This window comes from Flavipsychrobacter stenotrophus, assembly GCF_002954265.1.
Classification (GTDB): domain Bacteria; phylum Bacteroidota; class Bacteroidia; order Chitinophagales; family Chitinophagaceae; genus Flavipsychrobacter; species Flavipsychrobacter stenotrophus.
On the sequence record NZ_PPSL01000004.1, the window covers coordinates 1 to 15,182 of the forward strand.

General features: G+C 43.5%; 12 protein-coding genes. 9 read left to right on the forward strand and 3 right to left on the reverse strand.

Going from position 1 to position 15,182, the window contains the following annotated elements:
- Positions 1-206: 206 nt before the first annotated feature.
- On the reverse strand, positions 207-1,676 hold the full coding sequence (locus tag CJD36_RS14495; RefSeq protein WP_105039919.1) for a trypsin-like peptidase domain-containing protein: 1,470 nt from the start codon (positions 1,674-1,676) through the stop codon (positions 207-209).
- A 287-nt stretch (positions 1,677-1,963) separates the two neighbouring features.
- Between CJD36_RS14495 and CJD36_RS14500 the strand changes: the two genes are divergently transcribed.
- From CJD36_RS14500 to CJD36_RS14535, 8 genes are all read left to right on the forward strand, one after another.
- On the forward strand, positions 1,964-2,590 hold the full coding sequence (locus CJD36_RS14500; protein ID WP_105039920.1) for a TetR/AcrR family transcriptional regulator: 627 nt from the start codon (positions 1,964-1,966) through the stop codon (positions 2,588-2,590).
- A gap of 67 nt (positions 2,591-2,657) precedes the next feature.
- Positions 2,658-3,974: a TolC family protein gene (locus CJD36_RS14505; RefSeq protein WP_105039921.1), complete on the forward strand. Its 1,317-nt coding sequence runs from the start codon at positions 2,658-2,660 to the stop codon at positions 3,972-3,974.
- 165 nt (positions 3,975-4,139) lie between these two features.
- Complete coding sequence (locus CJD36_RS14510) at positions 4,140-5,273, forward strand: efflux RND transporter periplasmic adaptor subunit (protein WP_105039922.1); 1,134 nt, start codon at positions 4,140-4,142, stop codon at positions 5,271-5,273.
- 115 nt (positions 5,274-5,388) lie between these two features.
- The gene (locus tag CJD36_RS14515) at positions 5,389-6,633 is read left to right on the forward strand and encodes an ABC transporter permease (protein ID WP_105039923.1); all 1,245 of its coding nucleotides are present in this window, start codon (positions 5,389-5,391) and stop codon (positions 6,631-6,633) included.
- Positions 6,633-7,322, forward strand: a complete 690-nt coding sequence (locus tag CJD36_RS14520; RefSeq protein ID WP_105039924.1) for an ABC transporter ATP-binding protein — start codon at positions 6,633-6,635, stop codon at positions 7,320-7,322. Before CJD36_RS14515 ends, CJD36_RS14520 begins: the two co-directional genes overlap by 1 nt.
- Before the next feature lie 33 nt (positions 7,323-7,355).
- Complete coding sequence (locus CJD36_RS14525) at positions 7,356-7,793, forward strand: hypothetical protein (RefSeq protein WP_133162655.1); 438 nt, start codon at positions 7,356-7,358, stop codon at positions 7,791-7,793.
- Between the two features lie 128 nt (positions 7,794-7,921).
- Positions 7,922-8,305 (forward strand): BlaI/MecI/CopY family transcriptional regulator, encoded by a 384-nt coding sequence (locus CJD36_RS14530; RefSeq protein WP_105039926.1) that lies wholly within the window; start codon positions 7,922-7,924, stop codon positions 8,303-8,305.
- A gap of 49 nt (positions 8,306-8,354) precedes the next feature.
- Positions 8,355-10,193 carry a M56 family metallopeptidase gene (locus CJD36_RS14535; RefSeq protein WP_105039927.1) on the forward strand — a complete coding sequence of 613 codons (1,839 nt, stop codon included), beginning with the start codon at positions 8,355-8,357 and terminating at the stop codon, positions 10,191-10,193.
- A gap of 72 nt (positions 10,194-10,265) precedes the next feature.
- On the opposite strand, the gene CJD36_RS14540 is transcribed toward CJD36_RS14535, so the two are convergent.
- Positions 10,266-11,012 (reverse strand): porin family protein, encoded by a 747-nt coding sequence (locus tag CJD36_RS14540; RefSeq protein WP_105039928.1) that lies wholly within the window; start codon positions 11,010-11,012, stop codon positions 10,266-10,268.
- 158 nt (positions 11,013-11,170) lie between these two features.
- Between CJD36_RS14540 and lon the strand changes: the two genes are divergently transcribed.
- Positions 11,171-13,564: an endopeptidase La gene (gene lon / locus CJD36_RS14545; RefSeq protein ID WP_240609357.1), complete on the forward strand. Its 2,394-nt coding sequence runs from the start codon at positions 11,171-11,173 to the stop codon at positions 13,562-13,564.
- A 107-nt stretch (positions 13,565-13,671) separates the two neighbouring features.
- On the opposite strand, the gene CJD36_RS14550 is transcribed toward lon, so the two are convergent.
- Positions 13,672-14,751, reverse strand: coding sequence for an Ldh family oxidoreductase (locus CJD36_RS14550; RefSeq protein ID WP_105039930.1), 1,080 nt, complete (start codon positions 14,749-14,751; stop codon positions 13,672-13,674).
- Positions 14,752-15,182 lie beyond the last annotated feature (431 nt).

The following is a 15,182-nucleotide window of genomic DNA, read 5'->3' on the forward strand; positions in this document are numbered from 1 at the left end:
CTAGCATTGCGAACAGGCTTAATGCCCAATGACAAACCTCAGTCTTGTTCTTTACCCCTTTTCTTCTGCAATGATTCAATACCTAAATTATCTCTATTTACTTGCTATTGCAAACATAGGATGACCACCTTTGGGTATTCAGGCAAAAGAAAATCGGCTAAAGATGTGCCTTTAGCCGATTTTTTTGTTGGTATGTAAATGATCAATTACTGCTGTCCGCCGGTGGCGTTGGCATTATTGAGGTTGTAGTAATAGCGGCCCTGGTAACCGGGCTGGAAGCCCGAGAACTGCAGCACTTTATTGTTGCTCACGATCTGCTCTACATCGGTAACAGATGCAACAGGAGCATCGTTGATGTTAGTGATCACAAAGCCTTTGTGCATCTGTGTTTTAGCCAATGATCCCTTGCCTATATCTGTAACAACAACACCTCCATCTATGCCATATTGCTGGCGCTCTGTAGCGGTGAGTGCTCTGAAGGTAGCGCCGAGTACATTGGTAGGTACTGTGGCCTTGTTGAGCTTTACAGTTGCGGTCATAGGCTTGCCATCGCGGAGGAAGGTAACTACCACATCATCGCCCGGAGTATAACGGGCTATCTGTTCCTGCAACTGTGGCTGATTGCTTACGTTTTGTCCATTTACCTGGGTTATCAAGTCTCCCTTTACCAGGCCTGCATTGGCGGCACCACTACCTGCATATACATTGCGGATGTATATGCCTTCGTTACGGTCTAATCCCAGTGACTTTAATTGCTCAGGAGTAGCAGTCTTATTGTCTAAGTATTCTATACCCATGTAAGCACGTTGTACCGCGCCAAACTTCATAAGGTCGTTAGCAACTTTGCGCACAATGTTTACAGGTATGGCATACGAGTACCCTGCATAAGAGCCGGTAGGAGAGGCGATAGCAGAGTTGATACCTATTAACTGGCCGGCAGTGTTGACAAGCGCACCGCCACTATTGCCGGGGTTTACAGCGGCATCGGTCTGTATGAATGACTCAATGGCAGATTCGGACTGTTGCTTATTGATGCCCAGCGAACGGCCTTTGGCACTAACGATGCCAGCTGTAACAGTGGCATCTAAAGAAAGCGGATAACCAACAGCCAATACCCATTGGCCCAGCCTTACGTTATCGGAATTGCCAAGCTCCATGTAGGGCAGATTTTTTTCGCCATCGACCTTTAGTATGGCTATGTCGGTAGATGGGTCTTTGGCTACCACCTTTGCTTTTGTGGTATAGCGGTCGTTGAAGGTAACTGCTACTTCATCTCCATTGGCTACCACGTGATTGTTGGTAACTATATAGCCATCGGGAGAAATGACCACGCCAGAGCCTGATTCTACCTGCGATGGAATGTAGTACTGGCGCGGGCCGAAGAGCTGGCTGTAAATATCGTTGGCATTATTGTCGACCACAGTGCGGGCTTTGGTAGTTGTTTTTACGTGTACTACTGCCTTCACCGATGCAGCTGCGGCAGCTTCGAAATTGACTCCGGCGTTAATTGCCGCGGTGTTGCCGGTTGACGTGTACGAAGTGTAATTGACCGGCAGGGTGTGGTCGGGGCCCTGAGTAAGGAAGGGAACGTTGCGTTGAAAATGTGCTGCAACGAAAAATGTCATAACAGACGTAAATGCAGCTGTTAAAATGACCGGGAACAATTTAGTTTTCATCGCTATTAATTGATTTTTAGTTTCGTGGTTAGTACCTCAAATTTATTACCTATAGTGTTTATAAAAATGTTAAAAGCGTTGGGTGAGTGGCGTTTTAAGATAGTGTTGGGAATTATGATTTCTGGTGGGATGTATGTCGTATTTCAAAGAGAATCGGCCCGTGCGAATGTCGTGGTTCGGCGCGGCTCACCATGACATTCTGGTGTGTTGTTGTAAACGTTCTGAGAAAAACTGATGTTAATCATTTGATTAAATCAATTTTTTAATTTTAACTTTGCAGTGAATTAATGATGAAAGAGAAGGAAGACATAGGGAAAAGCGAGAGTACGGAGCAGAAGATAAAAGAGGCTGCGCGGAAGGTATTTACCAGCAAAGGGTATGCCGCTACACGCACGCGTGATATAGCCGAGGAAAGCGGTTTTAACCTGGCGCTGATCAACTATTATTTCAGGAGTAAAGAGAAGCTGTTTGAAATAATAATGCTGGAGAACCTGCAACTCTTTATGGGCAGTATAATGGGCATTTTAGATGAGCCTGCGACCAGCCTGGAAGAGAAAGTAGATCTGCTGGTGACCTATTATGTGGATATGCTGATAGTGAATCCGGGCATACCGGTGTTTATCCTGAACTTGATCAATAACAACCCGGAAGCGTTGAAAGAAAAGCTGGATAGGGCGAGTCTTGTGGCCAACTCGGTATTTGTGAAACAGTTTCAGGAGTTGATGAAGAAGAAGGGGATGAACATCCATCCGCTCCATCTGTTTATGAATATCATTTCGCTTACGGTATTTCCTTTTGCCGCAGCGCCTATGATCAAAGCAAAGAATGATATAAGCGATGAAGCCTTCAATCAATTGATGCTGGAAAGAAAGAAATTGATACCCATGTGGGTGAAGGCGATGATGGGGGTGTAGTTGGAGGTAGATAGTAGATAGAGTAAAAAAGTAAGAAAAGAGCAGTACAAAAAAAGAAACAAGTGTTATGTATAAGCGAATACTAGGTACATTGATGGTGGTGATGGGAATGGTTGCTACATCATTGGGGCAGGTGACGTTCAGCTCGGTAGAGGATGTGTGGAAGTATGCTGATGAACACAATGTAACGATAAGACTGGCTAAGTATGAGGCCACAAAATCGGGCTTGGCAAAGAAGCAATCGGTTGGCGCACTATTACCATCGGTAGCTGCATCGGGGAGCTATACAGATAATATGTCGCTGCAAACAACTTTATTGCCGGGTATCATATTGGGTAAGCCCGATGGAACATATGTGCCAGTGCAGTTTGGACAGAAGTACATTTATACCGCAGGTATTACTGCACAGATGGATGTGCTTAATTTACAGACTTGGTTCAATGTGCGTACGGCTAAGATCACAGCGGGTATGAGTAAGGATTCACTGGCCAGTACCCGTAAAAATATTTATCAGCAGGTAGCTACTCAATATTATTCGGTGTTATTAATGACAGAGGCTGCAAGGCTGGCTGCAAGGAGTGAATCGATATCTGATTCGGTGTTATCTTCTGTAACCAATAAGTTCAACACGGGCACAGTAAGTAAGGCTACAGTAGATGTGGCGAAGATAAACCTGGCGAGGACACAGCAGACCAATATCACAGCGCAATACCAGATACAAACTGCCAAGAATAATCTGAAAGCATTGCTGGACATGTCATTGAGCGATTCGCTGATCATTACCGGGATATTGCAGAGTGCAATGAAAGCATCTGACGATGCTTTTAAAGATGATCCTGCAGTGAAGCTGGCATATGGTGCGCTACAAATAAGTCTCAGTCAATACAGGGCTTCCAACAGCACATTTCTGCCAACTCTTTCAGTGCTATATAGCAATACCAAACAGCAGAACGATAATAAGTTTGAGCCATTCAGCAGTGGTGGTCCGGAGTGGTATCCCGCACAATACTGGTCGTTGAGAGCATCGTGGAATTTGTTCAATGGTGGCAGCAGGTACTTCCAGAGCCGGAGGAATAAGATAACTGTAGATGAGCGTAAGATGCAGTACGAGAGTGCGCAAAAGCAGTCGGTAGTGAATGACGAAAACCTGAGACTGAATTATAGAAAGACGCTAGCGCTGCTGGAGAAGACCGATGAGGTGATGCAGTTGTCTTTCGATAATTATACCCACATATCTAACCGTTATGCAGAGGGAGTTTCGTCATTGGATGACAGGCTGAATGCTTTCTCGGATTATATAGGGTATCAGAATCAATACCTGAACAGCCTGTCTGATATGCTGGTGCAATTGTACCAGGTGAAGATCAGGCAGCTGGAATTATAAGTTAAAAGTCAAAAGTGAAAACTAAAAAGTGTGTGCTGAATGGGTTCACGCAAAGAGTGCGGAGATCTTAAGCTGAGTTTGAGCGCGCGAAGACTTTGATGTAGAAGGTAGTAGCAGAGTTATACAATAATATAAATTGTCTTTAATTTTTTAGAATAGTATTTTATGAAGACCAAGTTGCAACAAATTTCACCAAGAATAGCATTGGGTATAGCGTTGCCGGCGCTGGCCATATTTTTTGTTACATCGTGCAAACCTAAGTATGATGAGGTGATGCCTAAGACAGGGCCTGTTACGGAAGCTGTATTTGCATCGGGTAGTATAGAGCCTAAGGATGCGTACACGCTTACCTCTATATCAGACGGATTTATAGTGAAGAGCCTGGTAACCGAAAACGACCTTGTTAAGGATGGGCAGGTATTGTTCTCATTAGATAACAGGCAGCAGAACACACAGGTGCAGATTGCGCAGAATAATGTGCAGTATGCGGCTATAGGGGCGAATAGTGATAACTCACCGCAACTGCTGCAAGTGCAGGCGCAGATAGATGCAGCGCGTGCGAAGAAGACCACAGACTCAACAACGCTTGCACGTAACGAAAGATTGCTGACGACCAATTCTGTATCGAAGCAGGATGTAGATAATGCCCGGCTCAACTATCAGTCATCGCTCAGTAATTACAATGCTGCTGTAGAGAACTACAGGGTCACTGCTAATAGGGTAAGACAGGACCTTGCCAATACCCGTGCTCAATTGCAGAACGCGCAGGCTGGTAACCAGTTCTATGAATTGAAAGCAATAGGTATGAGCAAGGTATACCAGATATTTAAGAAGCAGGGCGACCTTGTGAAGCGAGGTGACCAGGTAGCACAGCTGGGGAATCCTGATTCTATTGTCATTAACCTTGATGTGGATGAGGGAAGTATCTCCAAGATAAAACTGGGTCAGCAGGTGCTGGTAGAGTTGAATACCCAGAAGAACAAAACGTATGAAGCGACCATCAGTAAGTTGTATCCGCACTTTAATGAATCATCACAATCATATAAAGTAGAGGCGAGGTTTGTGAAGGAGTTGCCGGGGTTGATACCGGGTACGCAGCTGCAAGCCAATATTATAACCAACAAGAAAGAAGGCGTATTGCTGATACCTCATACTTATGTGCTACAAGGTAACAAGGTGCAGGTGCAGCATGGCAAGAAGATAGACACAGTAGCCATTACTACAGGTATTGTATCTGATGAATGGATAGAAGTGACCGATGGTATTACGGCAGGTGATAAGGTGGTGAAGCTGAAGTAAGTCAAAAGTCAAAAGTTAAAAGTGAAAACTAAAAAGTGTGCGCTCGCACAGGGATACTACATATTAGTGCTTGAGTTTTCACTATTCCATTAATGGAGTTTAGAATTTAGTCAAAATGAAGATCAGTGTAAATACAGAAATTGCGCTCACCTATCTTTCGTCGAGAAAGAAGCAGACGGCTGTGGCAGCGATGGGGGTGATGTTCGGCATATCGATGTTCATCTTTATGCAGTCGCTGATGAAGGGCACGAATGATTACTTTGAAAAGTCATCGTTCAGTACTACTGCACATATAAGGCTGTATAGCGAGAACAAAGTTGCCGATGCGCATATGCTCAATAACTTTCTTAAAGATAATTCTACCAAGATACTCACTAACCCCAAGCAGCTGAAGCAGAGTCAGGGGTTGACCAACCCATATGGCATCATCCAAAACATCAGGGAAAATCCGCAGGTAGTAGCGGTGACGCCACAGGTAACTGCAAATGTTATCTATGCCAGTGGCAGTGTAAACATCAATGGTACTGTTGCGGGTGTGAGCATAGATGAAGAGGACAAGATGTTTGATGTGCAGAGCAATATGAAAGAAGGTGATCTGCATGATCTGAACAGGGTGAACAACGGATTGCTGATAGGAAAGGGGATTGCTGATAAACTAAGCTTGCGTGTAGGTGATAACATAACAGTGAGAGCGGGTAGTGGTAGCCCCATGATCATGAGAGTGGTGGGGATCTTTGCAACAACTATAAAGCAGATAGACGAAACAAAATCTTACGCGAATATAGTGCAGGCACAGAACCTGCTGGGGAAAGACAGGAGTTATGTGACAGACATAAAAATAAATCTGGCCGACTATAACAATGCCCCAATGGTTGCCAAAGACATAGAGACAATAACGGGTTATAAGGCAGAAGACTGGGTGCAGAGCAACGAACAGCTGAAGGCTGCCTTCAAGATAAGGGCCATTATTCTGAACAGTGTGATAGGTGTGATATTGCTGGTGGCAGGCTTTGGTATCTATAACATCCTGAACATGACCATCTATGAGAAGATAAAGGAGATAGCTATTTTAAAAGCTACAGGATTTTCTGGAAAATCTGTTATCAGTATCTTCCTGCAGCAGGCGGTATATATAGGATTGATGGGTGGCATTATAGGTGTGATCTTTGGTTTTCTAATTACATTCATGGTGTCTAAAATATACATTGGTGCGGGTACGCTCAAGTATCTGCCTATGTCGTTTTACATACCACACTACATAGAAGCTGTGAGCTTTGGTATCCTTACTACTATAGCGGCCGGTTTCTTTCCTGCAAGAAAAGCATCAAAAGTTGACCCTGTAACAATCATACGCGGATAATGGAAAACACAGCATTAAAGACGACCAACATAACCAAGTATTTTCATGACCCGGTGACTATACCAGTGCTGAAGAATATAAGCCTTGAAGTAAAGAAGGGCGAGTTTGTTTCTATAGTGGGTAAGAGTGGTTGTGGTAAGAGTACATTGTTGTATGTATTGTCTACAATGGACAGAGACTATGAGGGTGAACTGGAAATAAACGGAGTAAAAGTTACGGGACAGTCGTTGAATAATCTTGCGGCCATACGTAATGAGTCTATAGGGTTTGTGTTCCAGTTTCACTATCTTTTGCCCGATTTTTCCTGCCTTAAAAATGTAATGATACCGGGTTTGAAACTGGGTAAATTTTCTCCTAAGGAAGTAGAAGAAAGAGCCTACGAAAAGCTGAAGATGTTTGGCGTGGAAGAGCTGGCGCTGAAGAAGGCCAATAAGCTGAGTGGCGGCCAGCAGCAGCGCGTAGCCATTGCCCGTGCACTGATCAATGATCCTGCAATTATAATGGGCGATGAGCCTACGGGTAATCTTGATTCGCGAAACACGGGTATTGTGTTCGATCTGTTTCAGAAGTTATCTCATGAATATGGACAGACGTTGATCACAGTGACACATGATGAAGACTTTGCACAGCGCTCTGACAGGATCATAGAAATGGCGGATGGTGAGATCACTAATCACGGACATAAGTAACGTTTGGTTATCTTTGAAGGCAACTATTTTATTATGGCTCGGATCTTGCGCGCGTTAGTATTTATGGCAGTTGTGACGTTGATCAGTGAGCCTTCATTTGCACAGCCTTCAGTTATTAAACCCAACCCACGGTATGCTTACAGATCGCAGGGTTATTTGCTTTCTTCAAGATTTCCTATTGATGATATAACAGGTGTCACAGTTGAAAATTTCCGTGGGAAACACAAGCTGTCGAGTAAAGAATTATCCTTCCTGAAACAGCAACTAAAGCTGGCCAGAGCCTTTGGTGGGCTTGAGGTTGAGCCCGGTCATATTGTAGTGCATATACAATTGAAAAGTAACAGCAAGGTGAAACTTGGCTATACGTATGCATCAACAGGGTCTATTCACTTCGAGAGAGGTAGTGCAAATGGTAATGATTTCTCCGGTACTTTCTTCCTATCTGTAGATTTGAATTTTGATAATTATTAGGATCGTTTCTTTCCGGATCATTGTTAAGAAAAGCTAAAATTTATTTTACCTATTTGTACTTACGAAATAATTCGTACGTTTGTCGTACGAAATAATTCGTAGGAAGGATTGCAGATATAATTTGAGCAATGAATAATAGCAAAGTAAAGCCAACGGCAAGTGAACTGGAGATACTGAATATACTTTGGAGCAAAGGGCCCAGCACCGTAAGGGAGATACATGAAGTACTGGAACTGAACAAAGATGCGGGGTATACTACTACACTTAAGCTGATGCAGATAATGAATGAGAAGAGCCTCGTGAAGCGTGATGAGACCAGTAAGAGTCATGTGTATAGCGCAAATGTTTCGAAGGAACTGATGCAGGGGCAAATGGTGAAAGGGATGATCGATACTATGTTCAACGGATCGGCATCTCAATTGGTGATGCAGGCACTGGGTAACCATAAGGCCGATGCGAAGGAGCTTGATGAGATAAGGAAGTACCTGGACCTGATGGACAATAAAAAGTAACAACATACATATTATAGCATTAAGATACCTCTCCATAAAACATACGCATATGAACACACTTTCATTAACCTCTTTACTAACACATTCCCTGGCCTGGGCATTATTGTATTCCCTTTGGCAGGGGTTGCTTGTATACGGCACTTTGTTTGTAGTGCTGCGTGCGCTTCGCGATGTAAGTTCGCGCCTTAAGTATTTCATTTCTATCGGGGCGTTTACCACTATGGTTGCGTGGTTTGCGGATACATGGATGACACAGTACCAGAAGCTAAAGGGTATAACTGTGTACATTACTAATGGTAGTGGTGTGGCCGCGCCACTGGTGACGCACCAGGGAGTAGCGAATCCAACCATTAACATTGCAGACCAGAGTATCATTAAAAATGCACTCACAGGGATGGAGCGATATTCATCATTGATCATTGCTGTTTATTGTGCCGGTCTTGTTTTAATGTTGTTCCGCTTTGCAGTGAACCTATGGCAGGTGCGTATGTTGAAGAAGAGTGGGGTTGTAGCGCCACAGGAGCATTTGAATGACCTGGTAGCGCAGTGGCAGGAGCAATTTAATATATCAAGGCCGGTAAAATTGCTTTTGTCTGCTAAGGTAGATGTGCCAATGATGTTAGGCATACTGAAGCCGGTAATACTGCTGCCGGTAGCTACTATTAACCACCTGAGTATGGATCAGCTGGAGGCTATACTGGTGCATGAATTGGCGCATGTCAAAAGGCAGGATTTCTTGTTCAATATATTTCAGACCATAGTAGAAACAGTACTCTTCTTTAACCCATTTATCTGGCTGATATCTTCTGTCATACGCAAAGAGAGAGAGAACTGTTGCGATGATATGGTGGTTGCCAGTACAACAGATCCTATGCCTTATGCAAGAGCACTGGCTATACTGGAGACCAATCGCTACGAGGCAAATTTGGGGCTGGCGGTAACAGGCAGAAACAAAAAGCAGTTATTTAACCGTATAAAAAGAATAATGGAAATGAAAAAGCAAAACATCAACTACAGTCAGCTGGGTATAGCTGCTGTGATCATTATTACCATCGTGTTTTCACTGGCGATATTTACTCCTTCTTTTGCGCAGAAGAACAAAGTGAAGAGGGATGATAGTGACTCAACAAAGACAACAAAGGCATACGCTTATAAGAAAGTGATCATTGATAATAATGGAGACAAAAAGGAGATCAACAAGACTATCAACATTAATGATCACAGTGATGTGCAAGTATCATTCAATGATGATAATATTTCCGGAGACTTTAGTAAGGCTATTACAGATATAGTAAAGGCAGCCACAGAAATAGCTGCGTCTGTAACAAAGCTTGATGATGTGGATGTAGAAGCGGAGATGACGCAGGCGCGTAAGGAAATGGAAAGTGCAAGGAAAGAGATGCGCGCTGCGAAGAGAGAGATGAGGACTGCGCAAAAAGAAATAGACGCAGTTGATTGGGATCAGTTAAGAGCGGAGATCAATAAAGGCCTTGCAGAGGCTAACAAGGCACTTAATGATCCTGAATTGAAGAAGGAGATATCTTTGGAGATAAGGAGAGGTATTGAGGAAGGGAAAGCTGCGTTGGAGCAGACAAGGGCCGAATTGCAGCGTCAAAGAATCGATCTGTCTGTTACAAAGGATGAAGATGAGCATGTAACGAAGAGTTCAGAAAATGATTTTGACGAGATGCTGGACAAAATGGAAAATGAGGGATTGATCAACAGGAATAAGGGATTTAACATAGTAAAGAGCGAGAATGGTACGCTGATCATTAATAGTGAAGTGCAATCAGGTAGCGTTTACAACCGCTACAAGCAATACCTGGATGCCAATAATATTGTTATTAGTGGCAAGAAAGGGAAGTTGAGCATTACCGTCAACAATTAGTGTGTCGACAATTGTTGGAAACAAAAAAAGCGTTCATTCCGATTGGGATGAACGCTTTTTTAGTTTTAGGATCTAGGCCTTCTTTTTTTCGTGATGGAATATCGCTTTGAATGTCTGGCTCATCTTGCCATCGCTCTTGTTCTTTACATTGAAGCTAAGGCTTACCAGTGCCAGCTTACTTTCCATGTTGCTGTATATTTTAGCACCGTTAGCATCTTTATAATCCTGGTTCATAAAGTTGCCGGGATAATACTGGAAACGAATGGTAAAGTTCCCTTTCAGGCTGATGCCGGCAAATACATATGGCATAACAGGAGTGACTTCTTTGCTAAACCACTCGTTTGATTTTGTTTTGTTCTTCCTGCCATCTGTAAAGGTTTTGATCTTGTAGTTGGTAGGGAAGTCTACGCCACCGCCTATCAGGCCAAATGTACCCTTTGGTTTAAGGTTGCCAAATTTAAACCCAATCGGAATACCTACGGCATATACCCGGCGTTTTACAGTAATGCTAACGCCTGAGGTCGTATTTCCTTTCTCGATATATCCCAGGTTTTTAACGCCAAATCCCGCATACATACCAAAGTGGTTGCTGAAATCTTTGTTTACGTTCATGCCCGAATTGATGAAATAGCTAAAGCGCGGAATGTTGGTTATGCCATTGTAGCTGGATGTAGACATGGAGAACAGCGCACCATCGAGTGAGCTTGATGTGTATACTTTGCTGCCTTTTGGTGGCAGTGGGTCAGTAGGCGTAGTTTGCGCAGTGCTGAGCTGTGAAAATGAGGCAATGAATGCCGTTAGTGCTAGAAATCTTTTCATGCAGGTTAGTTTTGCCGTAAAGGTATAAAACCTTTTAACTGCAAAAATTACAGTTTTTATGCTTTGGCATAGCTATTGCCCATTATCTTTACTATCCTTATTTTATCTACAGGGATGAATTATTTGTCATAATGTCTTAATTATTATAAATGTTAGATATGTTTTTTGGCCAAAATGAGCATGAAATGGAGTTTATGCCCATAGTGCCTTTAGGAGAAGACGAAATGGACGACCAGGAGAAGAATTCTATTCCTTCTGAGTTGCCTATAGTGGTTTTGCGTAATACAGTGCTTTTTCCTAATGTAGTTTTGCCTATCACAGTATCCAGGGACAAATCAGTAAAGGCAATAGCCGAGGCGCAGAAAGGTGATAAGTGGATTGGTGTTGTAGCGCAGAAAGACAGTACCAATGATGATCCCGGCACAGGTGATATTTATCATATCGGTACATTGGCCAAGGTGGTGAAGCAAATAAAGATGCCCGATGGTAATATTACCATCTTCATTATGGGGCGTATGCGCTTTAAGATAGATAGCTTCTCGCAGAGCGACCCTTATCTGGCAGCAAAGGTGAGTTATCTTGAAGATATTTATCCTAAAGAAGATGCATCTTTTGATGCGTTGATGTCGTCTATCAAAGATTATTCTGAGAAGATAGCGCAGATGTCTCCGAATATTCCTTCTGAAGCATCTATAGTACTACGTAACATAGAGCAGCAGAGTTTCCTGATGCACTTTATTGCCAGCAATATTTCTTCAAAGCTTACCGACAAGCAGGCTTTGCTTGAGGAAAATGATGTGCAAAAGCGCGCTGAGCGCCTGTTTCAGCTACTGCAAACAGAGCTGCAACTGGTAGAGCTGAAGAATGAGATCACTAATAAGACCCGTGCAGATATAGACAAGCAGCAGCGCGAATACTTCTTGCAGCAGCAGATGAAGTCTATACGCGAAGAGCTGGGTGGAGATCCTAATGACCGCGAGATAAAAGACTTAATAAAAAGAGCGGAAGAGAAGAAGTGGACCGAGGGTGCTAAAGAACTGTTCAAGAAAAATATAGAGAAGCTGGAGCGTATGCACCCCAGCACACCTGATTATTCGGTGATCTATAATCATCTTGACCTGATGCTGGACCTGCCATGGGGCACTTATACCGAAGATAGCTATGATCTGAAGAACGCACAGAACGTGCTGGATGACGACCACTACGGTATGGAGAAAATAAAGGACCGTATACTGGAATACCTGGCTGTACTGAAGTTGAAGGGTGATATGAAGTCGCCTATTCTTTGTTTTGTAGGCCCTCCGGGTATTGGTAAAACATCTCTTGGACGCAGCATTGCCAATGCCATACACCGCAAGTATGTAAGGCTGAGCCTTGGTGGATTGCACGATGAAAGCGAGCTGCGCGGACATCGTAAGACGTACATAGGTGCTATGCCCGGTAGGATCATACAGTCTATAAGAAAGATAAAGTCTGCTAACCCTGTATTTATACTGGATGAAATAGACAAGATAGGCAAGGACTTCAGGGGAGATCCTAGTTCTGCATTGCTGGAAATATTGGATCCTGAGCAGAACAGCACATTCTATGACAACTACCTGGAGCTGGAATTCGATCTGTCAAAGGTATTGTTCATAGCTACAGCCAATAGCCTGAGTGAGATACAGCCCGCGTTGCGCGACAGGTTGGAGATCATACAACTATCGGGTTATTCTGCCGAGGAGAAGACCGAAATAGCCAAGCGCCACCTCATACCGAAGCAGAAAGAAATGCATGGCCTTATGAAGGTGCCTATGAAGTTTGCCGACAAAGTAATAGTGAAGCTGATACAGGACTACACACGCGAAAGTGGTGTACGTGAGCTGGACAGAATCATAGCTGCTATGATGCGTAACATGGCCAAGCAAGTGGCTATGGAGGAAGTAGTGGAAAAGCAGGTAACTCCCGAGTTTATTGAAACGGTATTGGGCAAGCCAAAGTACACTAATGATATCTATACCAAGGGACATCCTACAGGTGTGGTGGTTGGTCTTGCATGGACCTCTGTAGGAGGTGATATTCTGTTTATAGAAACATCATTATCGAGAGGTAAGGGTGGTGTTACACTAACGGGTAATCTAGGTAATGTAATGAAGGAAAGTGCTACTACTGCATTGTCTTATCTTAAAGCACATGCTGCAGATTACGGCATTACTTATGAACAGCTGGAAGAGATGAATGTGCACGTGCACGTGCCGGAAGGTGCTGTGCCGAAAGATGGTCCTAGTGCGGGTATAACCATGTTTACTTCATTAGCATCAGCATTTACAGGCCGTAAGGTAAAACCTTATTTTGCTATGACGGGTGAGATAACACTGCGTGGACAGGTACTGCCAGTAGGTGGTATAAAGGAGAAGATGCTTGCAGCTAAGCGTGCAGGTATAAAGGACGTGATATTGCCCGCGCAAAACGAAAAAGATGTAGAAGAAATAAACAAGGCCTACATAAAGGGCATGAGGTTCCATTATGTAACCGATGTGAGTCAGGTGTTAGGTTTGGCGCTTGCCAAGTAATTGAGGTCTATAGAAATGGAAATGGCTGCTTCGGGTGAAGCAGCCATTCTTGTTTTATGCTTGTCTGAACCATGATTTACATGATTAAATGATGGGCATGATTCCAGCTACAATAGGGCGATTCCGAATTTCTCTCCGATCTTTTGCAGGTCATTAAACACGCTTTCGTTTAGAGGTATGCCATCTTTCATGCGTATGGCTTCCATTTCGCGTTCCGGGTCACCGGGTATCAATACCTTTTCGTGGCCGGGTGCCGGTGTAGCTGCGCGGAAACGGGTGATCCAGTTGTCCATATGATCTTTAAATTCATCTGCCGGGCGGAATGCATCTACGCGCATAGCACCGAAGAAGTGACCAAGGCCTTGTCCGGGCATGTTTTCGGGCATAGGCACATAAGCAGGGAAGGGTGGTGCCCAGGGGCCATAGCTGGCGCCGCTTAGTACTGCAGAGAATATGTCTACAATACTGCCTAGTGCATAGCCTTTATGGCTGCCATGTTCACGGTCGCTACCGAGGGGTAGCATTATGCCGCCATCTTTCAGCGCATGTGCATTTGGAGTATCGGTGCCCGCTGCGTCCTGTACCCACCCTAGCGGGGCGTCTCCATTTTTTCGCTGCAGTATTTCAAGTTTACCATTAGATGCTGTAGTGGTTGCAAAGTCGGCCACGAACGCCGGTTGTTTGTTTGCCGGAATAGCTACTGCTATAGGGTTGGTGCCCAGCATACGTTCTATAGAAAACGTTGGGGCAACAAGCGCGCTGGCATTGGTCATGGCGATGCCGGTCATGTCGTGTTTCAGCGCCATCATAGCGTGATAGCCTGCTATACCAAAGTGATTGCTGTTGCGTACACTTACCCAGCCTGTACCAGCTAAAGCTGCTTTATCTATTGCTACCTGCATGGCAAAAGGTGCTACAACCAGTCCCAGTCCTGCATCTCCATCTACTACAGCCGTAGAAGGGGTTTGATATGTGATCTTGATGTTGGGTTGGGCATTAATTCTTCCTGCTTCCCATAATCTTATATATCCAACCAGCCTCGCAATGCCATGACTGTCTATACCTCTTACATCTGCTGATAGGAGAACAGTGGTAGCTGTTGTTGCGTCATTTTCGTTACAGCCCATAGCTGTAAATGCATCGTGGGTGAAGGCGTAAAGCTGGCTATATGTAAACGTTTGCTCCATAGTGCAATATAGAGCAAATCGTTGGCAGGTGGTTGTATTTCAACTTCCAGAGTATCAGCTAAAACAGAATTGTATGTTATTCCGTATGTTATTTATAATTCAAAGATTTTTGAATATAGTATTATTTTGTATAATTTATATGAAATTTAACTAAGAGTTAAAAAAAAGATGAAATTTATTGTAGTTGGACATTTTTTCTGGTTTTGGATGACTTTTTTACAGAAAAAATGTTACAATATTTCACTTTTTTGATGATTTATATCATCTAATTCAGTAGATTTACTTCTATTGAATAATTTTAATTATTATCAAATAATAATATTTTGTAACTATAATTTTAAAAAAGTTGATTTCTAACTGTACGAATATGAAGGTGATGTAGCTAAGTTACCCAGTTATTAATGCCGGCGTAGAGTTATATAACGATATAT